This window comes from Rhodovastum atsumiense, from assembly GCF_937425535.1.
GTDB lineage: Bacteria > Pseudomonadota > Alphaproteobacteria > Acetobacterales > Acetobacteraceae > Rhodovastum > Rhodovastum atsumiense.
Genome location: NZ_OW485601.1, coordinates 1,658,136 through 1,681,052, shown reverse-complemented (window position 1 = coordinate 1,681,052; position 22,917 = coordinate 1,658,136). Strand labels below are relative to the sequence as shown.

Below are 22,917 nucleotides of genomic sequence, written 5' to 3'. Positions count from 1 at the left end.
CGGCGGCGTCAGGCGCCAGCCATGGTCATGCCGTCGACCCGGATCGTCGGGGCGTCGGTGCCACGGCGGAACACCAGGTCATTGGCCGGGGTCAGGTGGAGGAACATCTCCGGCATGGTGCTGGCGATGGTGATTTCCGCCACCGGCTCGGCCAGGGCGCCGTCGCGGATCATGAACCCGGCCGCGCCCCGGCTGTAGTCGCCGGTCACCATGTTGATGCCCATGCCGATCAGCTCGGTGACGTAGAGCCCTTCCTTGATGTCGGCCATCAGCTCGGCCGGGGAGAGCGGGCCCGGCTGCAGGTAGAGATTGGTGGGCGAGGGGCTCGGCGGCCCGCCGGTGCCCCGGCTGGCATGTCCGGTCGAGCGCAGCCCGAGCTGGCGGGCGCTGCGCGTATCCAGCAGCCAGGTGGTCAACACCCCGTCATCGGCGAGCTTGCGGGCCTCGGTCGGCAGGCCCTCGCCGTCGAAGGGGCGGGAGCGCAGGCCGCGCACCCGGCGGGGGTCGTCCATCACCACGATGCCGGGGGCGAACACGCGCTGCCCGAGCCGGTCCTTGAGGAAGCTGGTGCCGCGCGCCACCGAGGCGCCGTTGATGGCGCCGGCGAAATGCGAGATCAGCCCGCCGGCCACGCGCGGATCGTAGATCACGGGCAGTTTCGCCGTCTTCGGCCGGCGCGGATCCAGCCGCGCCACCGCCCGCTCGCCGGCGCTGCGGCCGATGCGGACCGGGTCATCGAGGTCGGCGAGGTGCACGCTGGTCGCGTAGTCGTAGTCGCGTTCCATGTGCGTGCCACTGCCGGCCAACACCGTCGCCGAGACCGAATGGCTGCTGCGGGCGAAGCGGCCGGCGAAACCGGTGGAGGTCACCAGCCCGATCTTGGTGCGGCCCCAGGAGGCCTCGGCCCCTTCGGAATTGGTGACGCCGGGCACCGCCAGCGCCGCTTCCTCGGCGGCGGAAGCGCGGGCGATCAGCGCCTCGGCATCCGGCTCGGTCGGGTCGTCCATGTCGAGCACCGCCCCGTCCGGCGCGGCCACGCTCTCATCGGGCAGGCCGGCATAGGGGTCTTCCGGCACCACCCGCGCCATCGCCACCGCGCGCTCGGCAAGCAGCGAGAATCCGGCGGGATCGACGGAGGTGGAGGAAACGATGGCCTGGCGCCTGCCGACGAACACCCGCAGCCCGAGGTCCCGGCCTTCGGAGCGCTCGAGATGCTCGGTCTGCCCGAGTCGCCGCTGCACGCCAAGCGAGGTCCCGGCCACCAGCAGCGCATCCGCCGCGTCCGCCCCGGCCTTGCGGGCGCGGGCGATCAGGTCGGCAAGCAGGTCGAGGTCGTCCATGCGATGGCTCCCAGACGATGCGTCCCCGCCAGGCGGCGCGGGGACGGGAACAGGCGATCGGACAGCAATATGGGCGCCATGCCCCGGCGTGGTGAGGGGCGGCGGCGGCGTTCCCTCACTCGGACCGCAACATGTAGCCGGCGTTGCGCACGGTATGGATCAGCGAGGTCGGGAAGGGCTTGTCGACCTTCTGGCGCAGCCGGGAGACGTGCACGTCGATCACGTTGGTCTGTGGGTCGAAATGGTAGTCCCAGACGCCTTCCAGCAGCATGGTGCGGGTGACCACCTGGCCGGCGTGGCGCAGCAGGTATTCCAGCAGCCGGAACTCGCGCGGCTGCAGGTCGATCTTCTGCCCGGCGCGGCGGACGGTGCGCGACAGCAGGTCCATCTCCAGGTCGCCGGCGGCCAGCTTGGTCAGCGGCGCCTCGGTCTTGCCGCGGCGCGTCAGCGCCTCCACCCGGGCGAGCAGCTCGGAGAAGGCGAAGGGCTTGGTCATGTAGTCGTCGCCGCCCGCCTTCAGGCCGCGCACCCGGTCGTCCACCTGCGCCATGGCCGAGAGGAACAGCACCGGCGTCACGTTGCCCTGGCCGCGCAGGGTTTCCAGCAGCCGCAGCCCGTCCACCCCGCCCGGCAACATGCGGTCGAGCACGATCGCATCGAAATTCTCGCTTGCCGCCAGGAACAGGCCGTCGCGGCCGTTATCGGCGTGCTCGACGATATGTCCGGCTTCCTTCAGGCCCTTCACCACGAAGCCGGCGACGTCCTTGTCGTCCTCGACCACCAGGATTCGCATCTGTTTTCAGTCCTCGTTGCTTGGTCGCCGGCCCACCGTCACGGGCAGCTCCAGTTCGCGTCCCTGGCGGCGCAGCTGCAGCCGTGCCGTCTGGCCCGGTGGAATGGCGGCGACCGAGCGCAGCATACCCCGTGCGTCCTCGACCGTCTGTCCGTTGACCCCGATGACGATGTCCCCCGGGCGCAATCCTCCGCGCGCCGCCGGTCCGCCGCGCACCACCTCGGCGATTGCCACTCCCCGGTCGCGCCGGCCTTCGCCGCTGCCGCCCAGGTCCTGCATGGTCACGCCCAGCCAGCCGCGCTCGATCCGCCCCTTCTCCCGCAGGTCGGCGGCGATGCGGCTGGCGATCTCGCTGGGGATCGCGAAGCCGATGCCGACCGAGCTGCCGGTCGGCGAGTAGATCGCCGAGTTGATGCCGACCACCTCGCCATCGGCATTGAACAGCGGACCGCCGGAATTGCCCGGATTGATGGGGGCGTCGATCTGGATGAAGTCGTCGAACGGCCCCGAGCCGATGTCGCGTCCGCGCGCGGACACGATGCCCGCGGTCACCGAGCCGCCCAGGCCGAAGGGGTTGCCCGCGGCGACCACCCAGTCCCCCACCTCCAGCTTGCGCGAATCCCCCCAGACCGCGCTCTGCAGCGAGGTGGCGCGGTGCACCCGGATCAGCGCGATGTCGGTCAGGTCGTCCACCCCCACGATCTCCGCCGGCATCTCGGTGCCGTCCAGCAGGGAGACGACGATGCGGCTGGCATTGCCCACCACATGGGTGTTGGTGACGATGTAGCCCGACGAGTCGATCACGAAGCCCGAGCCGCTGCCGCGCACCTCGCGCCGGCGCTGCGGATAGCGGCCGCGGAACTGGCGCTGGATCTCCGGCGGGAACATCGACAGCGGGTCGTTGCCGGAGGTGACCGATTCCACCACCGCGATATTGACCACGGCCGGCAGCACCCGCCGGACCAGGGGGGCGAAACTCTCGGGCCCTGAGCGTGCCACCGCCGGCCCGGCGCAGCCCGGCGCCGCAAGGCCGGCGCAGGCGAGGGCGAAGACGGCACGGCGAGGCAGCGGGGCACTCATGGGTTCGGCTCCATATGAACCTGAAGGTGAGTACGGAGGGGAGACGTAGCAGGTTGGGACTCGGTGCGACCCCAACAAGATTGCGTCAAGCCCGCCGCGGTGGCGAGGTGGCGGGATCGTCGGGCCAGAAATGCTTGGGGTAGCGCCCGCGCATGTCCTTGCGCACATCGGCCCAGGCGCCGCGCCAGAATCCGGCGAGGTCGGCGGTGATCGCCACCGGCCGCCCGGCCGGCGACAGCAGCGCCAGCCGCAGCTCCACCCGTCCGCCGGCCAGACGCGGGGTCTCGGCCAGCCCGTAGAAGAACTGCGCCCGTGCCTCGGCCACCGGCACCGGCTGGGTGTAGTCGACCGTGGCGCGCCCGCCCGGCAGCGGCAAATGCGACGGCAGCTCCCGATCCAGCCGGCTTGTCTGCTCCCAGCTCAGGGTCGCCCGCAGCACCGCGTGCAGGTCGAGCTTGTCCACCTCGGCGAGCCGGGAGCAGCCGTGCAGATGGGCGGCCAGCCAGGATCGGTCGGCGGCGAGCGCCGCATCCGAGAGGTCCGGCCAGTCCGCGCCTTCCAGCCCGCGCATCAGCGCCACCCGCGCCTGCAACTGGCGGGCGGCATCGCTCCAGGGCAGCCCGGCGATCGGCGCCGCCGCGGCCAGGGCGGCGGCCAGGTCCGCCGGATCGGCGGCCTCGGTGCGGTCTTCCAGCACCAGGGCGCCGAGCCGCCGGCGTCGCCGCGACAGCACCGCGCCGGAGACGGAATCGAAGCCGCTCTCCACCGTCTCGGTGATGCGCGCGGCGACCGAGGAGGGCAGCCGTGCCGGATCGAGCGGCGCGGCCAGCCGGATGCGGGCCGCGCCCTTGGCCTCCAGGCTGGCCACCGCCAGGAACGGCGCGCGGGCGAGCGGGTCGGCCAGCGGCAATTTGGCGCCGCCGCCGCCGGAGAGGCGGAAGCTGCCGGGCTCGCCACGGCGCTGGGCGATGCGGTCGGGAAAGGCGGCGGCGAGCAACGGCGCCGGGTCGCCCGCCGCCGTGGCATTGACCCGCAGGCGCCGGCGGTACTGGCTCGCCGCCCGGCGAATGCGTGACACGGCGCCCCGGTCGGCCTCCGCGGCAGCGCCTTCCAGGGCGGCGAGCCGCAGCCCGACATCGCAGGGGGCGTCGGGGCTGCGCAGCGGGTCGCGTTCTTCGAGCAGGGCGGCGAGGTCGGCCGCCAGCGCCGCTTCCGCCGGGTCGGCGGCGGCCAGCATCATCGCCGCCAGCCGCGGATGCGCCCCGAGCACGGCCATGCGCCGCCCCGTCGCGGTGATCCGCCCGTCCGCCAGTGCGCCCAGCTCGGTCAGCAGCGACGCCGCGGCGGCCAGGGCGCCGGGCGGCGGCGGGTCGGGGAAGGGCAGGTCGGCGGGGGCCGCGCCCCACGCGGCGCAATCCAGCAGCAGCCCGGACAGTTCCGCTTCCAGGATTTCCGGGCGGTCGAAGGCCGGCAGGCCGCGATGCAGCGCCTCGGTCCAGAGGCGGATGGCGACGCCCGGTCCCTCGCGGCCGGCGCGCCCGGCCCGCTGATCGGCCGCCGCCCGGCTGATCCGCCGCGTCACCAGCCGCGTCAGCCCGGTCGCCGGGTCGAGTGCCGGCGCGCGCCGCCAGCCGCCATCGACCACGATGCGCACGCCCGGCACGGTCAGCGAGGTCTCCGCGATCGAGGTGGCCAGCACCACCCGCCGGGTTTCGGCCGGCCGCAGGGCGCGATCCTGCTCGGCCGGCGGCAGGTCGCCATGCAGCGGCAGCACCAGCGCGCCGCAGCCCTCCAGCGCCGCCTGCGCCCGGCGGATCTCGCCCATGCCCGGCAGGAAGGCGAGCACGTCGCCGTCGTGCTCGGCCAGGGCGCCGCGTACCGCCCGCGCCAGCGCCTCCGGCAGGTCGCGCGCCGCGGCGAGGTCGCGCTTCGCATGGGTGACGGCTACCTTGTGGGCTCGTCCCGCGCTCTCGACGATCACCGCATCCAGCAGCGGCCCGAGCCGGGCCGCGTCGGCGGTCGCCGACATCGCCAGCAGGCGCAGCTCCGGCCGCAGATGCCGTTGCAGGTCCAGGCAGAATGCCAGCGCCAGGTCGGCTTCCAGCGCGCGTTCGTGCACCTCGTCGAGGATGACGCAGCCGACTCCCTCCAGGCCGGGGTCGGATTGCAGGCGGCGCACCAGAAGCCCCTCGGTGACGACCTCGATGCGGGTGGCGTCGGACACCGCGGCATCCAGGCGCGTGCGATAGCCCACCACCTCGCCGGCCCGCTCGCCGCGCAGGCTCGCCATGCGGGTGGCGGCGGCGCGGGCGGCGAGGCGGCGCGGTTCGAGCATGACGATGCGCCCGCCGCCGAGCCAGGGCGCGTCCAGCAGCGCCAGCGGCACCAGCGTGGTCTTGCCCGCGCCGGGCGGGGCGATCAGGACGGCGTTGCGCCCCTCGGCCAGGGCCGGGAGCAGGGCGGGCAGTGCCTCGGTGACGGGCAGGTCGGGCGGATCGGCGTTCACGACGCCCCGCTTAGCATCGGGCGATGACCCTGGACAGGCGCAGCACCGGCTGGCACAGACCCGACGGGAGAACGAGATGACACCAGTCTTGCGGAGTCTCGCCGCGGGCCTGCTGCTGATGCTGGCGGTTCCGGCGCATGCCGCCGAAAGCCTCGCGGTCAGCAGCCCCCGGGCGACCGCCACCCTGATCTCTGACACGGATCGCATCGCGCCCGGCACGCCCTTCAAGGTGGGGCTGCGCCTGCGCATGGCGGAGGGATGGTACACCTACTGGCGCAATCCCGGCGATGCCGGGGCACCGCCGGAGCTGTCCTTCACCCTGCCCCCGGGGGCGAGCGCTGGCCCGATCGCCTGGCCCACGCCGCAACGCCACGCCGAGGGGCCGTTGATGACCTATGGCTACAGCGGCGAGCTGGTGCTGGCCGTGCCGGTGAGCGGTCCGGCGCACAGTGTGCGCGTGCACGCCACCTGGCTGGTGTGCAAGGAGATCTGCGTTCCGGAGGAAGGCGATTTCCAGCTCGACCTGCCGGCCGGCACGCCCGCGCCCTCGGCGCAGGCGAAGCTGTTCGTCGCCGCCGCTTCGGCTTTGCCGCGTCCCTTCCCGGGCACCGCGCAGATCGGGCCCGATGGCACGCTGACCGTGACCGACGCGGCCATCGCCCCCGCCGCGGTCCGTGACGCCTGGTTCATGCCGGAGACCTCGGGGGCGGTGGAAGCGCCGGCCCCGCAGAAGCTGCGGGTGGGCGAGGGCGTGCTGACCCTGGCGCTGACGCCGGGACAGGCTTTCAGGCCGGACGCGCCGCTGCCCGGCGTGCTGGTGCTGCGCGATGCCGGCGGCCAGCAGGTGGCACTGCAGCTTTCCGCCGCTCCCGGCGGGCCTGTGGCCGAACCGGAATTACCACTCGGGCGGGTCCTGGGACTGGCCTTCCTGGGGGGGCTGATCCTCAACCTGATGCCCTGCGTCTTTCCCGTGCTGGCGATCAAGGCGGTGAAGCTCGCCAGCCTGTCCGGGGCGGCGCGACGGCACGCGGCGGCGCATGCACTGACCTATACCGCGGGGGTGATCACCACCTTCCTCGGGATCGGCGGCCTGCTGCTGGCCTTGCGGGCCGGCGGCGACGCCGTCGGCTGGGGCTTCCAGTTCCAGTCACCCGCCTTCGTGGCGGCGACCACCTGGGTGCTGTTCGCGGTCGGGCTGAACCTGTCGGGCGTGTTCGCGGTGCAGAGCCGCGCGGCGGGGCTTGGCCAGGATCTCGCCGCCAGGGGCGGGCATGCCGGCAGCTTCTTCACCGGCCTGCTGGCGGTGCTGGTGGCGACGCCCTGCACCGCGCCCTTCATGGGGGTGGCGATCAGCGCGGCACTCTCGGCCAGTGCCCTGATGACCGTGGGGGTGTTCGCCGCCCTGGGGCTCGGGCTCGCCGCGCCCTACGTGGTGCTGGCGGCGGTGCCTGCGTTCGGCCGGCTGATGCCGCGGCCCGGGGCGTGGATGGAAGTGCTGCGGCAGGCCCTGGCCTTCCCGATGTACGGCTCCTGCGTCTGGCTGCTCTGGGTGATCAGCCAGGAGGCCGGATCCACCGGGGTGGTCGGCGCCGCCGCCGGGCTGGTGCTGGTCGGCTTCGCCGCCTGGGCGGTCGGGCTCGGGCAGCGGGCCAAGGCCCGGGGGCGGCGCCTGGCAATGGCCGCGGCCGGGGCAGCCGTGCTGGCGGCCCTGACGGTGCTGTCGGGGCTGGCGGCCACGCCGGCCGGACAGGTCTCCGAAGCCGGCATCGAACCCTATTCCCCGGACCGGCTGGCGGCCCTGCGGGCGGAAGGGCGGCCGGTATTCGTGAACATGACCGCGGCCTGGTGCGTCACCTGCCTGGTCAACGAACGGGTGGCACTGTCGCCCGCGGCGGTGCGGCGGCAATTCGCCCAGCGCGGCGTCACCTATCTCAAGGGCGACTGGACGCTGCGCGATCCGGAGATCACCCGCTTCCTGCGCAGCCATGGCCGGGATGGCGTGCCCTTGTACGTGCTTTACCCGTCCGGGGGGGGGACGCCGGTGCTGTTGCCGCAGATCCTGACCGAGGCGGTGGTGATCGCGGCGCTGGAACGGATGGGGGAATAGAGGGAAGGCAAAGGCTCTGCCCTCGACCCGGCAGGGGCCACAAGGCCCCTGCACCCCCAAAGCGCTGCGCGGCAAAGAATGGGTTCCAAGGGCGTCGCCCTTGGTGGAGGTCCAGGAGGCAAAGCCTCCTGGCGGGGGCGGGGCAGCGCCCCGCGATTCAGCTCAGCCCGGTCGAGCCAAAGCCGCCCTCGCCCCGTTCCGTCGCATCGAGGCTTTCCGCCTCGACCAGCGGATATTGCGGTGCCGGTGCGATGATCGCCTGGGCGATGCGGTCGCCGCGCCGGATCGGGAACGGTTCGGACCCGAGGTTGATCAGGCAGACCGCCAGCGGCCCGCGATAGTCGCAATCCACCGTTCCGGGGCTGTTGAGCACGGTCACGCCGTGGTTCACGGCCAGCCCGGAGCGTGGCCGCACCTGCATCTCGAGGCCGGGTGGCAAGGCCACCGCGAATCCGACTGGCACCAGCAGGCGCTGGCCGGGCAGCAGAACGGTGGGCTCCCCCGCGGGCACGGCCGCGCGCAGGTCGAAGCCCGCGGCGCCGGCCGTTGCGTAGGTGGGGATCGGCAGGTCGGTGTTGCCGTCCAGGCGCAGGAAGCGGATGGCGGGCGAGGGCGGTTGGGTCATGTCGGCAGCCTTGTCAGTCCGGGCCTGTCTCGCACACCGGCGTCATCGAAGCGACACCATTGGCCGGGTGGCGGGAGCACGGCGGTTGCGCTAAGGGGCGGCCCGATCCTTTCCATTTACCGATCGGATGCGCCGATGCCCCGCACCATCACCTCGGCCGCGCTATCGCTCCGACGCCTGCCGAATGTCTGGGACATCGCCGCCCTGCTCTGCGTGGTGGGCGTGATCGTCGCGGTCGGGAGTGCCGCGCGCGGCTCGCTGGTGCCGCTGCAGGCGCTGGAAGCCACGCCGATCGACCTCGACCCGGGCGTCCTGCCGGGCTACGCGCTGCGCACCACGGTGCGCATGTTCATCGCGCTGTTCTTTTCGGTGGTGTTCACGTTCCTGTTCGCTCCGCTCGCGGCCAAGAGCCGCCGGGCCGAGCGGATCATGATCCCGGTGCTCGACATCCTGCAGTCGGTGCCGATCCTGGGCTTCCTGTCCTTTACCGTCATTTTCTTCATGAGCCTGTTCCCCGGCCGGGTGCTGGGGCTGGAGCTGGCGGCGATCTTCGCGATCTTCACCAGCCAGGCATGGAACATGGCGTTCAGCTTCTACCAGTCGCTGACCACGGTGCCGCCGGACCTGGACGAGGCGACGCGCATGTACCGATTGACCGCGTGGCAGCGGTTCTGGCGGCTGGAAGTGCCTTTTGCCATGCCCGGCCTGGTGTGGAATGCCATGCTGTCGATGTCGGCCGGCTGGTTCTTCGTGGTGGCCTCGGAGGCGATCACGCTGGGCAACCAGACCTGGAAGTTGCCGGGCATCGGCTCCTATGTCGCGGCGGCGCTGGAACAGCGTGACATCGGTGCCGTGTTCTGGGCGATCGCGGCCATGCTGGTGGTGATCCTGGTCTATGACCAGTTGCTGTTCCGCCCGCTGACGGCCTGGTCGGCGAAGTTCCGCGTTGAAACGATCGCCGGCGCCACCGCGGGGGATCCCTGGCCGCTGAAGTTGGCGCGCCGCACCACGGTGCTGCGCCTTGCCAGCGAGGCGCTTGGCACCCTGTTCGGCATGGTGACAGGGCTGCGGCTGGGGCGGCCGCCGGCGGCGGCGTCCCGGGCGGCACCGGCGCGCCTGGGCGATGCCGTGTTCGCGGGCGTGGTCGGACTGGCGGTGGCGCTGGCCGTGGCGAAGGTCGCCGCATACGTGGCGGCGGAGCTGAGTTGGGGCGATCTGCTGGAAACGCTCCTGCTCGGTTGCCTGACCCTGCTGCGGGTGATGGTGATGATGGTGCTGGCCTCGGTGATCTGGGTGCCGGTGGGCGTCTGGCTGGGCCTGCGGCCTGCCTGGGCGCGGCGGGCCCAGCCACTGGCCCAGTTTCTCGCCGCCTTTCCGGCCAACCTGCTGTTCCCGCCTTTCGTGCTGATCATCGTCCACTTCGACCTGAACGTGGACGTGTTCCTGACGCCGCTGATGGTGCTGGGGACACAGTGGTACATCCTGTTCAACGTGGTCGCCGGCGCCGCCGCCTTCCCCGGCGATCTGCAGGAAGCCGCGAGCAACCTGCGCATCGGCGGCTGGCTGTGGTGGCGCCGGGTCATGCTGCCGGGGATCATGCCGTACTACGTGACCGGGGCGATCGCCGCCTCGGGCGGATCCTGGAACGCTGCGATCGTGGCGGAGGTGGCGTCCTGGGGCGACACGAAGCTGGCCGCGCACGGGCTCGGCGCCTACATCGCGGCGGCGACCGATGCCGGGGACTTCCACCGCATCGTGCTGGGGGTGGTGGTGATGTCGTTGTTCGTGGTGCTGTTCAACCGTTTCTTCTGGCGCCCGCTGCATGCCTATGCCAGCCGCCGGGCCCTGGGGTGAAGGAGATCCCGATGGACGCGACCCTCGCCACCCCGCTGCTGCAGGTTCGTGCCTGCCGGCAGGCCTACACCAAGGACAGCAGCGCCGATCTGGTGGTGCTCGACGGCGTCGACATAACGCTGCACGAAGGCGAGATCGTCGGCCTGCTCGGGCGGTCCGGATCGGGCAAGTCGACCTTGCTGCGCATCGTCTCCGGCCTGCTGCTGCCGACCGCGGGGGAGGTCATCTGGCAGGGCCGGCCCCTGCATGGCCCGGCGCCGGGGGTGGCCATGGTGTTCCAGAGCTTCGCCCTGTTTCCCTGGCTGACCGTGCAGGAGAACGTGGAGCTTGGCCTGCAGGCCCAGGGGCTGCCGCGGGCCGAACGGGAGGAGCGCGCCGAGGCGGCGATCGACCTGATCGGCCTGGGTGGCTACGAGAGCGCCTATCCCAAGGAGCTGTCCGGCGGCATGCGCCAGCGCGTGGGTCTGGCGCGGGCGTTGGTGGTGCATCCCGATCTGCTGCTGATGGACGAGGCGTTCAGCGCGCTTGACGTGCTGACGGCCGAGACGCTGCGCACCGACCTGGTCGACCTGTGGGTGGAACGACGGCTGCCGGTGAAGTCGATCCTGATGGTGACCCACAACATCGAGGAAGCGGTGCTGCTGTGCGACCGCATCCTGGTGTTCTCCTCCAATCCCGGGCGGGTGTCGAAGGAGATCCGGGTGCCGTTCCCGCATCCGCGCAACCGCCTCGACCCGGCCTTCCGCCAGTTGGTGGACGAGATCTACGCGACCATGACCCGGCGGGCCCCGGCCCCGGCCCCCGCGGTCCCGGCCGCGCCGGACACCGGCTTCGCCACGCCGCTGCACCATGTCTCGACCAACCTGCTGGCCGGCCTGCTGGAGACGCTGACGGACCGACCCTACGAGGGACGCGCCGACCTGCCGGCGCTGGCCGCGCATTTGCAGCTCGAGTTCGACGAATTGCTGCCGCTGGGCGAGACGCTGCAGATGCTGCGCTTCGCCGAGATCGAGGAAGGCGACATCAAGCTGACCGAGGCCGGGCGGCGCTTCGTGCAGGGCGATATCGACGAGCGCAAGAAACTGTTCGCCCAGGCACTGCGCACGCATGTGCCGCTGGCGGCGGCGATCCGGCGCACGGTGGACGAACGCTGGAACCACCGTGCCTCGGCCATGCGCTTCCGCGACGAGCTGGAAGACCACATGTCGCCCGATTACGCGGACGAGACGCTGCATGCGGCGATCTCCTGGGGACGCTACGCCGAACTGTACAGCTTCGACGAGGAAGCCCAGCAGTTCAGCCTGGAGGACATCGACACCGAGGCCTGACCCATCAATCCCGAGGCGGCGGATCAGCCGCCCGGACCGCAGGGAGACGCAACGTGCCGCAACCCGACCACATCTCCGCCCTCGGCGTGCCCGATCCGGCGACGCTGGACGATGACCTGCAGGCGATCTGGGGGAAATGCGTGGAGAAGCTCGGCTTCGTGCCGAACGTCTACGCCGCCTACAGCCTGAAGCCGCAGCGGCTGCGGCATTTCATGCAGATGTACAACGAGATCATGCTGGCGCCGTCCGGGCTGTCGAAGCTCGAGCGCGAGATGATCGCCGTGGTCGTGTCGAGCGCCAATCGTTGCTATTACTGCCTGGTCGCGCACGGGGCGGCGGTGCGCCGCCTGTCGGGCGATCCCGAACTCGGCGAGATGATGGCGTTCAACTACCGGGTGGCGAAGCTGCCGCCGCGCCAGCGGGCGATGCTGGATTTCGCCCACAAGCTGACCACGGCGCTGCACGAGGTGAACGAGGCCGACCGCGAGGGATTGCGGGCGCTCGGCTTTTCCAACGAGGACATCTTCGACATCGCCGAGACGGCGGCGTTCTTCAACCTGTCCAACCGGATGGCGGCGGCGACCGACATGATGCCGAACCACGAATACCACGCCGCCGACCGATAGGGGCGGCGCCCTGGCGTCAGTTCCCGGTCGCTGCCAGCCGGGGGCGACGCTTGCGGGGGGCCGGGGCATGGGCCGTGAGCAGCCGGTCGAAATAGGTGATGGTCCGCGCCAGGCCCTCGGCCAGGACGATTCGTGGCTCCCAGCCCAGTGTCTCGCGGGCGCGCCGGATATCCGGGCAACGCTGCACCGGGTCGTCCACGGGCAGGGGCCGGAACACCAGCCGGGAGCGTGAACCGGTCATCGCCACGATGTGGTCCGCCAGGTCGCGCACCGGGATCTCGACCGGGTTGCCCAGGTTGATCGGCCCGGTGACCGCCTCCGGGCTCGCCATCATGCGCACGAGACCGTCGACGAGGTCGTCCACGTAACAGAAGGCGCGCGTCTGCCGGCCATCGCCATGAATGGTGATGTCGCGGCCCTGCAGCGCCTGGACGATGAAGTTGGAGACCACGCGGCCGTCATCGGGATGCATGCGCGGGCCGTAGGTGTTGAAGATCCGCACCACCTTCACCCGCAGCGCGTGCTGGCGGCGATAGTCGAAGAACAGTGTCTCGGCGCAGCGCTTGCCTTCGTCGTAGCAGGCGCGCGGCCCGATCGGATTGACGTTGCCGTGGTAGTCCTCGGCCTGCGGGTGGGACGTGGGGTCGCCGTAGACCTCCGAGGTGCTGGCCTGCAGCACGCGCGCCCGGGTGCGCCGCGCCAGCCCGAGCATGTTGATGGCGCCCATGACGCTGGTCTTGGTGGTCTGCACCGGATCGAACTGATAGTGCACCGGGGAGGCCGGGCAGGCGAGGTTGTAGATCTCGTCGACTTCGACATGCAGCGGGAAGCAGACATCGTGGCGCAAGGCCTCGAAGCCTGGCTCGCCGATGAGATGGGCGATGTTGTCGCGGCGTCCGGTGAAGTAGTTGTCGACCGCGAGAACGTCGTGGCCGTCCTCGATCAGCCTGTCACAGAGATGCGAGCCCAGGAATCCCGCGCCGCCGGTGACGAGAATCCGTTTTCTCACCATTCTCCTTCCCCGCGGGCCTGCCGTCGTCCAGGCAAGACACACCGCGGGGAGGAAAGTTCCCTATGGGATTACTCGGCCGTGGAGGGGCGGCCGATGGAATGGTAGACGAATCCTTCAGCCCGCATCGCCACGGGGTCGTAGACGTTGCGCAGATCCACCACCACGTTGCCGCGCATGGCGGCGCGCAGCTTGGCCGGGGCGAGGTTGCGGAACTCGTTCCATTCGGTCACGACCACCAGCGCGTCCGCTCCGGTGGCGGCATCGATCGCGTCCTGGCAGTACTGGACAGCCCCGGGCAGCAATGGCCGGGCCTGTTCGGTGCCCTCGGGGTCGAAGGCGCGCACCGTGGCCCCGTCCTCGACCAGGCGGGCGACGATCGGAATCGACGGGCTGTCGCGCATGTCGTCGGTCTCGGGCTTGAAGGTCAGCCCGAGCACGGCGATGGTGCGGCCACGGATGTTGCCGCCGCAGGCGGCGATCACCCGCATGGCCATGCCGGCCTTGCGGGCATCGTTCACGGCGACCACGGTTTCCACCAGGCGGGCGGCGGCCCCGGCATCCTGGGCGATGCGCACCAGCGCCAGCGTGTCCTTGGGGAAGCAGGATCCGCCGAAGCCCGGGCCGGGATGGAGGAACTTGCGGCCGATGCGCCCGTCGAGCCCGATGCCGCGGGCGACATCGTGCACGTCGGCGCCGACCCGCTCGCACAGGTCCGCGATCTCGTTGATGAAGGTGATCTTCATCGCCAGGAAGGAATTGGCGGCGTACTTGGTGAGTTCCGCCGTCTCGAGGCCGGTGAACAGGATCGGCGCCTCGATCAGGAACAGCGGGCGATACAGCCGGCGCATCACCTCGCGGGCGCGCTCGCTCTCGGTGCCGATCACCACGCGGTCGGGCCGCATGAAATCGCCGATGGCGCTGCCTTCGCGCAGGAATTCCGGATTGGAGGCGACGTCGAATTCCAGGTCCGGCCGGGTGTCGCGGACGATCTGGGCGATGCGCCGCCCGGTGCCGACCGGCACGGTCGATTTCGTCACGATGACGGTATAACCGCGCAGCGCCCGTGCCACCTGCTCGGCGGCGGCATAGACGTAGCTGAGATCGGCATGGCCGTCGCCGCGGCGCGAGGGGGTGCCGACCGCGATGAACACCGCTTCCGCGTCCGCGACGGCCGCGGCGATATCGCTGCCGAAGGACAGGCGACCGGCAGCCACGTTCTCGGTGACCAGACGATCGAGGCCCGGCTCGAAGATCGGGATGCGGCCTTCCTGCAGGGCCGCCAGCTTGGCCGGATCGGCTTCGACCACGGCAACGTCGTTGCCGAATTCGGCGAAGCATGCGCCGGACACCAGTCCGACATAGCCGCCCCCGATCATTGCGATCCGCATAAAGCTGCTGTCCCCGCTGTTTGTTCAGCCGTCAGACGTTGAAACGGAACAGCAACACATCACCGTCCCGCACGACGTAGTCTTTCCCTTCGACGCGCATCTTTCCAGCATCCCGCGCACCGACGTCACCCTTGTAGGTGACATAGTCATCATAGGCGATCGTCTCACAGGCGATAAAGCCTCGTTCGAAGTCGTTATGAATGACGGCCGCCGCCTGTGGCGCCTTGGTACCGCGCACGATGGTCCAGGCCCGGGTTTCCTTGGGCCCGACGGTGAAATAGGTGATCAGCCCGAGCAGGTCGTAGCCGGCGCGGATCACCCGATCGAGCCCGGAATCGTGCAGGCCGAGACCTTCGAGGAATTCGCCGCGATCCGACTCGGGCAACTGGCTCACTTCCGCCTCGATCGCCGCCGAGACCACCACCATGCGCGCGCCTTCGCTGACGGCGCGCTCGGCCACGCGGGCGGAATGGGCGTTGCCGGTGGCGGCGGAGGCTTCCTCGACGTTGCAGACATAGAGCACGGGCTTGGAGGTCATCAGTTGCAGGCGCTTCGCCGCCTCGGCGTCGGCCGGGGCGATCGCGGTGCGGGCCGGCCGGCCGGCCTGCAGCGCCGCCACGATCGGCTCGATCAGGGCGGCCTGGGCGGCGCTTTCCTTGTCGCCGCCGCGGGCGCGCTTCTGCAGGTTGGGCAGGCGCTTCTCCAGGCTGTCGAGGTCGGCGAGCATCAGCTCGGTTTCCACCGTCTCGGCATCGCGGATCGGATCGACGCTGCCTTCCACATGCGTCACGTCGCCGTCCTCGAAGCAGCGCAGCACGTGGATGATGGCGTCCACCTCGCGGATATTCGCAAGGAACTGGTTGCCGAGCCCTTCGCCGCGGCTGGCGCCGCGCACCAGCCCGGCGATGTCGACGAATTCCAGGCTGGTCGGCACCACCTTGACCGACTTGCCGATGACCGCCAGCGCGTCCATCCGCGCATCCGGCACGGCGACGCGGCCGACATTCGGCTCGATCGTGCAGAAGGGATAGTTCGCCGCCTGCGCCGCGGCGGTCGCGGTCAGAGCGTTGAACAGGGTGCTCTTACCGACATTCGGCAGGCCGACGATGCCGCAGTTGAAGCCCATTATCGTACATCCTCGGTCAGCAGTGCCACGCGGGTCATGAAGTCCTCGGGCTTGCCGGCTGCCAGCAGTGGCGCGGCGTCGGCCACGGCGTCAAGCATGGCCGTGAGCAACGGCTGCTCGGCCTTGGCGAAATCGCCGAGCACGTGGCCGGTGACGCGGTCCTTGCTGCCGGGGTGCCCGATGCCCAGCCGCACGCGCCAGTAATCATTGGAGCCGAGCATGCGGTCCATGCTGCGCAGGCCATTATGCCCGGCCGCGCCACCGGCGCGCTTGACCCGCATTTTGCCCGGCACGAGGTCGAGCTCGTCATGGAAGGCGGTGATGTCGCCGGGTGCCAGCTTGTAGAAGGCGGAGGCGGCCTGCACGCTCTCGCCCGATGCGTTCATGTAGGTCATGGGCTTGAGCGCCAGGACCTTGACGCCCGCGATGGACCCTTCCGACACCAGGCCCCGGAAGCGCTGCCGCCACGGGGAGAACCCGTGGCGGTGCGCGATGGCGTCGAGCGCCATGAAGCCGATGTTGTGCCGGTTGCGGGCCATCCCCGGCTCGGGGTTGCCGAGGCCGACCCAGAGCAGCACGGCGATATCTTACTTCTTGGCGGCCGGCTTGGCGGCGGCCTTCGCCGGCGCGGCCTTGGCGGCGGCCGGGGCGGCGGCAGCGGCGGCACCCTCGGCCGGCGCGGCTTCCGCCATCTTGGTCGGCGGCGCTACCGTGGCGACCACGAAGTCGCGGTCGGTGATGGTCGGCTTGATGCCTTCGGTGCCCTTCAGGTCGGACCAGCGCACCGTGTCGTTGATGTCGAGGGCCGCGAGGTCGACATCGAAATGCGTCGGCACGTGGTCCGGGTCGCAGTAGCACTCGACCGCGTGGCGCACGACGTTCAGCACGCCGCCGCGCTTGAGGCCGACCGAGGTCAGTTCGTTGTGGAACTGCACGGCGACGGCGACGCGGATCTTCTCGCCCGGCGCGAGGCGCTGGAAGTCGACATGCTCGGGCTGGTCGGTCACCGGATGGAACTGCACGTCGCGCATCAGCGCGCGGGTGGTCTGCCCGTCCACCGTGACCTCGTACAGGCGCGAGCGCCAGCCGGTCTGGGAGATCTCGCGCAGCACGGCGCGCGGGTCGAGGGCGATCAGGGTGGGGTCCGCGTGGGCACCGTAGATCACGGCGGGCACCTTGCCCTGCCGCCGGGTCGCGCGTGCTGCCCCCTTACCTGCACGCTCGCGCGCCTCGGCCGTGATGGACGTGAAGTTGGCCATGGTTCGCTCCTGAAACTGCAAGCGCCGGCCTCCAGGGGTGCCGGCGCGGGCGGGGGTGTAGCAACACCGCGCCAGGGGCGCAAATCCCTTGACCGGAGAGCAGGACTGCGTCTGCGATCATCGCATGGAGATCATTCTCGGCCTGGTCGTCATCCTGGTCGTCATCGGGGGATGGCTGCTCGGCATCCTCGGTTTCATCCGCGCCGCCCGCGCCGAGCGGGGGCTGGCCGCCTTGCGGCGCCAGGTCGAGGGCCTGATGACGGCAGCGGCCCCGGCCCCGCCACAGGTCCCGCCACAGGTCGCGCCCTGGCAGCCGGTGGCCCCACCGCCGCCTGTCGCGACACAGCCGCCCCCGATCCCCACCGCTGCCCCCGCACCCGGTTCCGCCCGTGATGTCGAGGCGCTGCTGACCCAGCGCTGGGGGACCTGGCTGGGGGCCGCGGCGCTGCTGCTCTCCGGCGTCTTCCTGATCCGCTACGCCGTGGACAATGGCCTGCTCGGCCCGGCGGCCCGCTGCCTGCTGGCCTTGCTGCTCGGGGCGGGGCTGCTGGGCGGGGCCGGGTGGTTGCGGCGGCGCGCGGAAACCGGGGCCGCCGCTGCGCTGGCCGCGGGCGGGGTCGCGGTGCTGTTCGGGGCGGCGTACGGCGCCGGCCCCTTCTATGGGCTGTTGCCGCCGCTCGTTGGGTTTGGGCTGATGGCGCTGGCCGCCGCCACCGGCCTGCTGGCCGCGCTGCGCTTCGGGCCCCTGGTGGCCGCGATCGGCGTGACCGGCGCCTTCGCCACGCCGGCGCTGGTGGCAACTTCCTCGCCCTCGCTGCCGGGACTCTTCGCGTATCTGCTGCTGGTTACCGCCGCCGCCCTGGCGGTGATGCGCCGCACGGCCTGGGTCTGGCTCGGTTGGGCGGCGACGATCGCGGGGGCGCTGTGGGTGGCGGTGATGGCGGGCGAGGCCGGCGGCATGGACGCCTGGGCGCCGGCGTTGTTCGTGCCCGCGGCGGCGGCGCTGCATCTGGGGCTGCTGCCGGCGGCCGCGCTGGACCACGTCGCCGGGCGGCGGTTGAGCTGGATCCCCTTCGCCGTGCTCGGCGTGGCCGGCCTGCTGCTGGAAGCGGTGGCGGGCGGGGCGGCGCCGCGCGTGGGCGTGCTGTTGCTCTCACCGCTCGCGGTCTGGAAAGGGTGGGCGGAGCCGCGCCTGGACCGCCTGCCCTGGCTCGCCGCCGGGCTGGGATTGCTGGTGTTGCTGCTCTGGGCCTTGCCGGACTGGCAGCCGACCGGCGAGGTCATCAGCATCGAGGGCGTGGTCCAGGCGATCCTGCCCGGAGCCTGGGCACCCGAGGTGATCCGGCCGCTGTTGCTGACCGCCGCGCTGCTGGCGGCGTTCCATGCCGCCGCGGGACTGCTGCTGGAGACGCGGGCGGCGCGGCCGCTGCCCTGGGCGACCCTGGCGGCGGCGATGCCGGTGCTGACGCTGGCGGTAACCTATGCGCAGGTCGCCCGTTTCCAGCGCGATGCGCTCTGGGCCCTGGCGGCGGGCCTGCTGGCCGGGGGGCTCGCCGCCGCCGCGGCGCGGGCGCGGCGGCAGGACAGCCTGCAGCGGGCGGGGGTGTACGCGGCCGGCGTGTTGGCGGCGCTGGCCCTCGGCTGCGCGATGCTGCTGCGCGCGCACTGGCTGACACTGGCGATTGCGCTGTTCCTGCCGCCGCTCGCCTGGGTGGAGGCGAAGGCGGATCTGCCGCCGTTGCGTTCCCTGGCGATGGCGATCGCCGCCGTGGTGCTGGTGCGGCTGCTGCTCAATCCCGCGGTACTCTCTTATGATTATGGTACGACCCCGCTGCTGAATGGCCTGATCCCCGCCTATGGCGTTCCGGCCGCCGGCTTCGCGCTGGCCGCGGCCATGCTGCGCCGGCGCGCGGATGACCGCAGCGTCGCCGTGCTGGAAGCCGGGGCGATGGCGCTGACCGCAGCGCTGGTGGCGCTGGAGATCCACCACCTGCTTGCCGGCGGCGCGTTGCCGGGACGGGTGACATTCCTGGATGCCGCGTGGCAGGTGGCGGCGCTGGCGCTGCAGGCGGCGTTGCTGCTGGGATGGGCGCAACGGCCGGTCCCGCGCGAAGCGGGGCGAGTGCTGGGCGGGATGGCTCTGGCCGGGGGCGGCGTGCTGATCCTTGCCAATCCGATTGTCACCGGCGCACCGGCCGGCTGGTCCGCTTTGGTTGCGGGCTATCTGCTGCCGGCGGCACTGGCCGCGCTGTTGCTGCACCGCCCGGCGCTGCGGGACGTGGCCAGTCTTGTCGGCGGCTACGCGGTGCTCGCGGCGGGCGTGGGGATCGGGCTCGCCATCCGCCTGGCCTTCCATCCGGACGGCGCGCTCGCGGCCCCGCCGGTCGGCGAGGGGGAGCAATGGGCCTATTCCGGGGCCGGCCTCGCCTATGGCGGGGCGCTGCTGGCGCTCGGCATCCGGCGGCAACAGCGAGGGCTGCGGCGGGCCGCGCTGGCGATCGCCGCGCTGGTGACCGGCAAGGCGTTCCTGCTGGACATGGGCGACCTCGCCGGGCTGTGGCGGGTGCTGTCCTTCCTCGGCCTCGGGCTCGCCCTGATCGCGCTTGGCGCGGTCTACCGCCGCTTCGTCATCCCGCCGGCGTCGAGACCGGACTGAGCACCCAGGGGCTGCCCGGCTCGCAGAGGAAGGGAATCCCGTTGGGCGTGCGCACATGCGCCGGCAGCCCCATCTCGGCGCGCAGGGCGCGGAACAGGGCGCCATGCGAGACGATCAGCACCGGCGCGGGACGGGCGAGCGCCCGGTTGGCCGCCGCCACCCCGCGCGCCCGCAGCGCCGGGAAGCTCTCCGCGCCCTCCGGCGTGAAGCGGCCCTCCACCCAGTCGTCGAACCAGGTGCCCATGGACTGGCCTTCCTGCACCCCGAACGAGACCTCCTTCAGCTCGGGGTCGAAGGTGACCGGCAGGCCGAGCGCCTCGGCGACGATTTCGGCGGTGGCCCTGGCCCGTGACAGCGGCGAGGCCATGACCGTGGCGATGCCGCGGTTGCGCAGCACCTGCGCGGCCGCGCGCGCCTGGGCGATGCCGTTGGCATTCAGCGGGATATCGACATTGCCCTGCGACAACCCCTGGGCATTCCAGTCGGTCTCGCCGTGGCGGAGGAACCAGAACGCCCGCGGGACGAGCGTCTGCACCGGGGGGCTCAGGCGAAGCCCTCGGTCTTGAGCACCGCGGCGACCGCGGGCCGGGCCTGCAGCCGGGCGAAATGCGCCGTGCAATGCGGCGGCAGCGCCAGTTGCAGCCGTTTGCTCGCCCAGAGCTCGATGTAGAACACCGCCGCATCGGCGACCGAGAAGCGGCCGGTGACGAAGTCGCGGCCGGCGAGCTGGTGGTCGAGCACCGCGAGTCCCTTGGTGAAGATCTCCATCCCCTGCGCCTTGACCGCCTCGTGGTCGGCCGGGTTCGGGGCGAAGCGCTCGGGGCGGTTGATGCGGGCGAAGCCCTGCATGTGCAGCGTGGCGACGCAGTAGTCGATCGTCTCCAGGGCGCGCGCCTGGCCTTCCAGATCCTCGGGGAGCAGGCCGGCCTCGGGATTGCTGCGGGCCAGCCAGTAGGCGATCGCCGGGAACTCGGTCAGCACCGAGCCGTCCGGGCGCACCAGCGTGGGCACCTTCGATTTCGGGTTGAGCCCGGTCAGCGCCCGGTGCCCCGGCGGCTCGCGCAGGTTGACCGCTTCGGCCGCGAAGGGGCGGCCGATCTCGGCGAGCAGGATGTGGATGCCGATCGAGCAGGCGCCCGGCGCGTAGTAGAGTTTGTTCATCGTCTCCCCTTCGGCCGCCGCGCCGGCGGCATCAGTCGAACAGCGAACTGACCGAGCTTTCGTCGCTGATGCGCCGCATTGCCTCGGCGATCAGCGGGGCGATGGTGATCTGGCGGATATTGGAGGCCAGCCGCACCGCCTCGGTCGCGAGGATGCTGTCGGTGATCGTCATCATCTCGATCGGCGAGGAGGCGATGCGCGCGACGGCACCGCCCGAGAGCACGCCATGGGTGACGTAGACCGAGGCGGACCGGGCGCCTTCCTTGATCAGCGCCGCGGCGGCGTTGCACAGCGTGCCGCCGGAATCGACGATGTCGTCGACGATGATGCAGTCGCGGTCGCTGACATCGCCGATCACGTTCATCACTTCCGACACGCCGGCGCGTTCACGCCGCTTGTCGATGATGGCCAGATCGCAATTCAGTCGCGTGGCGATGGCGCGCGCACGGACGACGCCGCCCACGTCGGGCGAGACGATCATCACGTTGCGGCCCTTGTAGCGCTCCTGGATGTCACGGCTGAACAGCGGGGCGGCGTACAGGTTGTCGACGGGGATGTCGAAGAAGCCCTGGATCTGCCCGGCATGCAGATCCATGGTCAGCACGCGCTGCGCGCCGGCCTCGGTCATCAGGTTGGCGACCAGCTTGGCGCTGATCGGCGTGCGCGGGCCCGATTTCCGGTCCTGCCGCGCATAGCCGAAATAAGGAACCACCGCGGTGACGCGGCGGGCCGAGGCCCGGCGCAGCGCGTCCAGCGTGATCAGCAGTTCCATCAGGTTGTCGTTGGCGGGGTAGGACGTCGATTGGATGACGAACACGTCCTCGCCGCGGATGTTCTCGTGGATTTCCACGAACACTTCCATGTCCGCGAAACGGCGGATGGAAGCGCGGGTCAGCGGCAGGTTCAGGGCGGCAGCGACTGCCTCGGCCATCGGCCGGTTGCTGTTGCAGGCAACGATCTTCATGAGGTCCGATCCAGACAGTCGATCCCGGGGCGCACGCGTGGCTTCTAGCAACGGCCCGGGGTGCTGTCCATGAAACGCGTGACGCTTCCGCGACAGTCCCGGCATGTGGTCACGACGATACACGCATGGCCCGGTCCCGTGCTCCCTGGCAGACTGGCTTTCCTTCAGCCGCCGGAGGTCCGCCCACCGGACTGCCGGATGAGCACGTCGTTCACGCCTCCGGCGGCTTCCTGCACCACCACCACCGCCACGTCGCCCCAGTAGCCGTCGAGCGATCCGGTCGGCACTTCATTCAGTTGCAGCACCCGGCCGAGTTCGCGGCCGTCGGGTGCGTTGATCAGCCACTGGATCTCCACCCGCGTCATCTTGCCGGCGATGGGGACGGCGGCGACGTGGCCATCCAGCACGTAGTCGGCGCCGGCCTGCGTGTCCTGCACCACCGGGCCGAGCCGCGGCAGTTGATCGCGCATCTGCCGGGCGAGCGAGGTGTCGCCGTCCCCCGGTGCGCCGGCGACGCCCTTGAAGAAGACCCGGGCCGGGCGGTTGACCAGGCTGTTGGGATCGCTCTGGCGCCGGGCCGCCTCGATGCGGGTCAGCAGGGACCCGATGCCCGGCGCGGCCTGGGTAGCCACCTCGTGCAGCAGCGCCGGCGTGGCCTGGGCCCAGGCGGCGGCCGGGACCGGCGCTCCCTGGGCAGCGCCCTGGTCCTCTCCGGCGGGGTTCTGCACGGTGAAGACCGGCACGACCTGCTGTTCGCGCAGTTCGGCGGTGGTCACCAGGCGCCAGTCACCGTCCCCGGGCTTCTCGGCGATCGCGGGGACTTCCTGGGCCTGCAGCGCTTCGGCCAGATTCCTGGTGAGCTGGCTTCCGGCCTCGTCCGACAGCAGGGCGGTGGTGGGGGGCGCCACGGCAAGCCGCGCCGGCGGCGGCTGCGCCAGCCGGCGGGCGGTGGCGCCGGGATTGCCCATGAACGGGCGCGGCAGGTCGCCGCAGCCCGCCAGCAGGGCGACCAGCAGGGCGGCGAGCAGGCGCTCAGGCCAGGACACAGCACACCAGCGCGGTCAGGAGGCTCAGGATCAGCAGCATCTTTAT

Annotated in this window: 19 protein-coding genes; 5 read left to right on the top strand and 14 right to left on the bottom strand. The window is 71.3% G+C overall.

Annotation, left to right across the window (positions count from 1 at the left end; all coding sequences use genetic code 11):
* Positions 1 to 8: 8 nt before the first annotated feature.
* The 4 genes from NBY65_RS07475 to hrpB form a co-directional block, all read right to left on the bottom strand.
* Positions 9 to 1,340 (bottom strand): TldD/PmbA family protein, encoded by a 1,332-nt coding sequence (locus NBY65_RS07475; RefSeq protein ID WP_150041947.1) that lies wholly within the window; start codon positions 1,338 to 1,340, stop codon positions 9 to 11.
* Between the two features lie 115 nt (positions 1,341 to 1,455).
* Positions 1,456 to 2,133, bottom strand: coding sequence for a response regulator transcription factor (locus tag NBY65_RS07470; protein ID WP_150041948.1), 678 nt, complete (start codon positions 2,131 to 2,133; stop codon positions 1,456 to 1,458).
* Between the two features lie 6 nt (positions 2,134 to 2,139).
* Positions 2,140 to 3,213, bottom strand: coding sequence for a trypsin-like peptidase domain-containing protein (locus NBY65_RS07465; RefSeq protein WP_150041949.1), 1,074 nt, complete (start codon positions 3,211 to 3,213; stop codon positions 2,140 to 2,142).
* 85 nt (positions 3,214 to 3,298) lie between these two features.
* Entirely contained in the window at positions 3,299 to 5,719 is a 2,421-nt protein-coding gene (gene hrpB, locus NBY65_RS07460) for an ATP-dependent helicase HrpB (protein WP_203330542.1), read from the bottom strand.
* A 76-nt stretch (positions 5,720 to 5,795) separates the two neighbouring features.
* Between hrpB and NBY65_RS07455 the strand changes: the two genes are divergently transcribed.
* Positions 5,796 to 7,826 carry a protein-disulfide reductase DsbD family protein gene (locus NBY65_RS07455; RefSeq protein ID WP_150041951.1) on the top strand — a complete coding sequence of 677 codons (2,031 nt, stop codon included), beginning with the start codon at positions 5,796 to 5,798 and terminating at the stop codon, positions 7,824 to 7,826.
* A gap of 157 nt (positions 7,827 to 7,983) precedes the next feature.
* On the opposite strand, the gene dut is transcribed toward NBY65_RS07455, so the two are convergent.
* Positions 7,984 to 8,451, bottom strand: a complete 468-nt coding sequence (gene dut, locus NBY65_RS07450) for a dUTP diphosphatase (RefSeq protein ID WP_150041952.1) — start codon at positions 8,449 to 8,451, stop codon at positions 7,984 to 7,986.
* A gap of 135 nt (positions 8,452 to 8,586) precedes the next feature.
* Here dut and NBY65_RS07445 point away from each other — a divergent pair, with 135 nt between their 5' ends.
* The 3 genes from NBY65_RS07445 to NBY65_RS07435 are packed head-to-tail and all read left to right on the top strand — an operon-like array spanning position 8,587 to position 12,259.
* Entirely contained in the window at positions 8,587 to 10,305 is a 1,719-nt protein-coding gene (locus tag NBY65_RS07445; protein ID WP_150041953.1) for an ABC transporter permease, read from the top strand.
* A gap of 11 nt (positions 10,306 to 10,316) precedes the next feature.
* Positions 10,317 to 11,633, top strand: a complete 1,317-nt coding sequence (locus NBY65_RS07440; protein ID WP_150041954.1) for an ABC transporter ATP-binding protein — start codon at positions 10,317 to 10,319, stop codon at positions 11,631 to 11,633.
* A 53-nt stretch (positions 11,634 to 11,686) separates the two neighbouring features.
* Complete coding sequence (locus tag NBY65_RS07435) at positions 11,687 to 12,259, top strand: peroxidase-related enzyme (protein ID WP_150041955.1); 573 nt, start codon at positions 11,687 to 11,689, stop codon at positions 12,257 to 12,259.
* 16 nt (positions 12,260 to 12,275) lie between these two features.
* Here NBY65_RS07435 and NBY65_RS07430 read toward each other — a convergent pair whose 3' ends face one another.
* The 5 genes from NBY65_RS07430 to NBY65_RS07410 all read right to left on the bottom strand — a co-directional run bounded on the left by NBY65_RS07430 (position 12,276) and on the right by NBY65_RS07410 (position 17,044).
* Positions 12,276 to 13,271 carry a UDP-glucuronic acid decarboxylase family protein gene (locus NBY65_RS07430; RefSeq protein WP_150041956.1) on the bottom strand — a complete coding sequence of 332 codons (996 nt, stop codon included), beginning with the start codon at positions 13,269 to 13,271 and terminating at the stop codon, positions 12,276 to 12,278.
* Between the two features lie 68 nt (positions 13,272 to 13,339).
* The gene (locus NBY65_RS07425) at positions 13,340 to 14,659 is read right to left on the bottom strand and encodes a UDP-glucose dehydrogenase family protein (protein ID WP_203330543.1); all 1,320 of its coding nucleotides are present in this window, start codon (positions 14,657 to 14,659) and stop codon (positions 13,340 to 13,342) included.
* A 31-nt stretch (positions 14,660 to 14,690) separates the two neighbouring features.
* Positions 14,691 to 15,785, bottom strand: a complete 1,095-nt coding sequence (ychF, locus tag NBY65_RS07420) for a redox-regulated ATPase YchF (RefSeq protein WP_150041957.1) — start codon at positions 15,783 to 15,785, stop codon at positions 14,691 to 14,693.
* Positions 15,785 to 16,363, bottom strand: a complete 579-nt coding sequence (gene pth / locus NBY65_RS07415; RefSeq protein ID WP_150041958.1) for an aminoacyl-tRNA hydrolase — start codon at positions 16,361 to 16,363, stop codon at positions 15,785 to 15,787. The genes ychF and pth overlap by 1 nt, the downstream gene beginning before the upstream one ends.
* Positions 16,364 to 16,372: 9 nt before the next feature.
* On the bottom strand, positions 16,373 to 17,044 hold the full coding sequence (locus NBY65_RS07410) for a 50S ribosomal protein L25/general stress protein Ctc (RefSeq protein WP_150041959.1): 672 nt from the start codon (positions 17,042 to 17,044) through the stop codon (positions 16,373 to 16,375).
* Between the two features lie 124 nt (positions 17,045 to 17,168).
* Between NBY65_RS07410 and NBY65_RS07405 the strand changes: the two genes are divergently transcribed.
* Positions 17,169 to 19,700, top strand: a complete 2,532-nt coding sequence (locus NBY65_RS07405; protein ID WP_150041960.1) for a DUF2339 domain-containing protein — start codon at positions 17,169 to 17,171, stop codon at positions 19,698 to 19,700.
* Here the strand turns inward: NBY65_RS07405 and NBY65_RS07400 are convergent.
* From NBY65_RS07400 to NBY65_RS07385, 4 genes are all read right to left on the bottom strand, one after another.
* Complete coding sequence (locus tag NBY65_RS07400; RefSeq protein WP_150041961.1) at positions 19,672 to 20,235, bottom strand: histidine phosphatase family protein; 564 nt, start codon at positions 20,233 to 20,235, stop codon at positions 19,672 to 19,674. The two genes, NBY65_RS07405 and NBY65_RS07400, sit on opposite strands and share 29 nt — an antisense overlap.
* Before the next feature lie 8 nt (positions 20,236 to 20,243).
* Positions 20,244 to 20,861, bottom strand: coding sequence for a glutathione S-transferase family protein (locus tag NBY65_RS07395; RefSeq protein ID WP_150041962.1), 618 nt, complete (start codon positions 20,859 to 20,861; stop codon positions 20,244 to 20,246).
* 31 nt (positions 20,862 to 20,892) lie between these two features.
* A complete protein-coding gene (locus NBY65_RS07390) occupies positions 20,893 to 21,825 on the bottom strand; it encodes a ribose-phosphate pyrophosphokinase (protein ID WP_150041963.1) in 933 nt (310 codons plus the stop codon).
* A 164-nt stretch (positions 21,826 to 21,989) separates the two neighbouring features.
* The gene (locus tag NBY65_RS07385; RefSeq protein WP_150041964.1) at positions 21,990 to 22,871 is read right to left on the bottom strand and encodes a hypothetical protein; all 882 of its coding nucleotides are present in this window, start codon (positions 22,869 to 22,871) and stop codon (positions 21,990 to 21,992) included.
* Positions 22,872 to 22,917 lie beyond the last annotated feature (46 nt).

Bases quoted from the DNA above. Each gene is read 5' to 3' on its own strand.
- NBY65_RS07425 (WP_203330543.1), bottom strand. From the start codon at position 14,659: ATGCGGATCGCAATGATCGGGGGCGGCTATGTCGGACTGGTGTCCGGC.
- NBY65_RS07440 (WP_150041954.1), top strand. From the start codon at position 10,317: ATGGACGCGACCCTCGCCACCCCGCTGCTGCAGGTTCGTGCCTGCCGG.
- NBY65_RS07470 (WP_150041948.1), bottom strand. From the start codon at position 2,133: ATGCGAATCCTGGTGGTCGAGGACGACAAGGACGTCGCCGGCTTCGTG.
- NBY65_RS07430 (WP_150041956.1), bottom strand. From the start codon at position 13,271: ATGGTGAGAAAACGGATTCTCGTCACCGGCGGCGCGGGATTCCTGGGC.
- NBY65_RS07445 (WP_150041953.1), top strand. From the start codon at position 8,587: ATGCCCCGCACCATCACCTCGGCCGCGCTATCGCTCCGACGCCTGCCG.
- NBY65_RS07475 (WP_150041947.1), bottom strand. From the start codon at position 1,340: ATGGACGACCTCGACCTGCTTGCCGACCTGATCGCCCGCGCCCGCAAG.
- NBY65_RS07465 (WP_150041949.1), bottom strand. From the start codon at position 3,213: ATGAGTGCCCCGCTGCCTCGCCGTGCCGTCTTCGCCCTCGCCTGCGCC.
- NBY65_RS07405 (WP_150041960.1), top strand. From the start codon at position 17,169: ATGGAGATCATTCTCGGCCTGGTCGTCATCCTGGTCGTCATCGGGGGA.
- NBY65_RS07410 (WP_150041959.1), bottom strand. From the start codon at position 17,044: ATGGCCAACTTCACGTCCATCACGGCCGAGGCGCGCGAGCGTGCAGGT.
- dut (WP_150041952.1), bottom strand. From the start codon at position 8,451: ATGACCCAACCGCCCTCGCCCGCCATCCGCTTCCTGCGCCTGGACGGC.
- NBY65_RS07390 (WP_150041963.1), bottom strand. From the start codon at position 21,825: ATGAAGATCGTTGCCTGCAACAGCAACCGGCCGATGGCCGAGGCAGTC.
- ychF (WP_150041957.1), bottom strand. From the start codon at position 15,785: ATGGGCTTCAACTGCGGCATCGTCGGCCTGCCGAATGTCGGTAAGAGC.
- NBY65_RS07455 (WP_150041951.1), top strand. From the start codon at position 5,796: ATGACACCAGTCTTGCGGAGTCTCGCCGCGGGCCTGCTGCTGATGCTG.
- NBY65_RS07395 (WP_150041962.1), bottom strand. From the start codon at position 20,861: ATGAACAAACTCTACTACGCGCCGGGCGCCTGCTCGATCGGCATCCAC.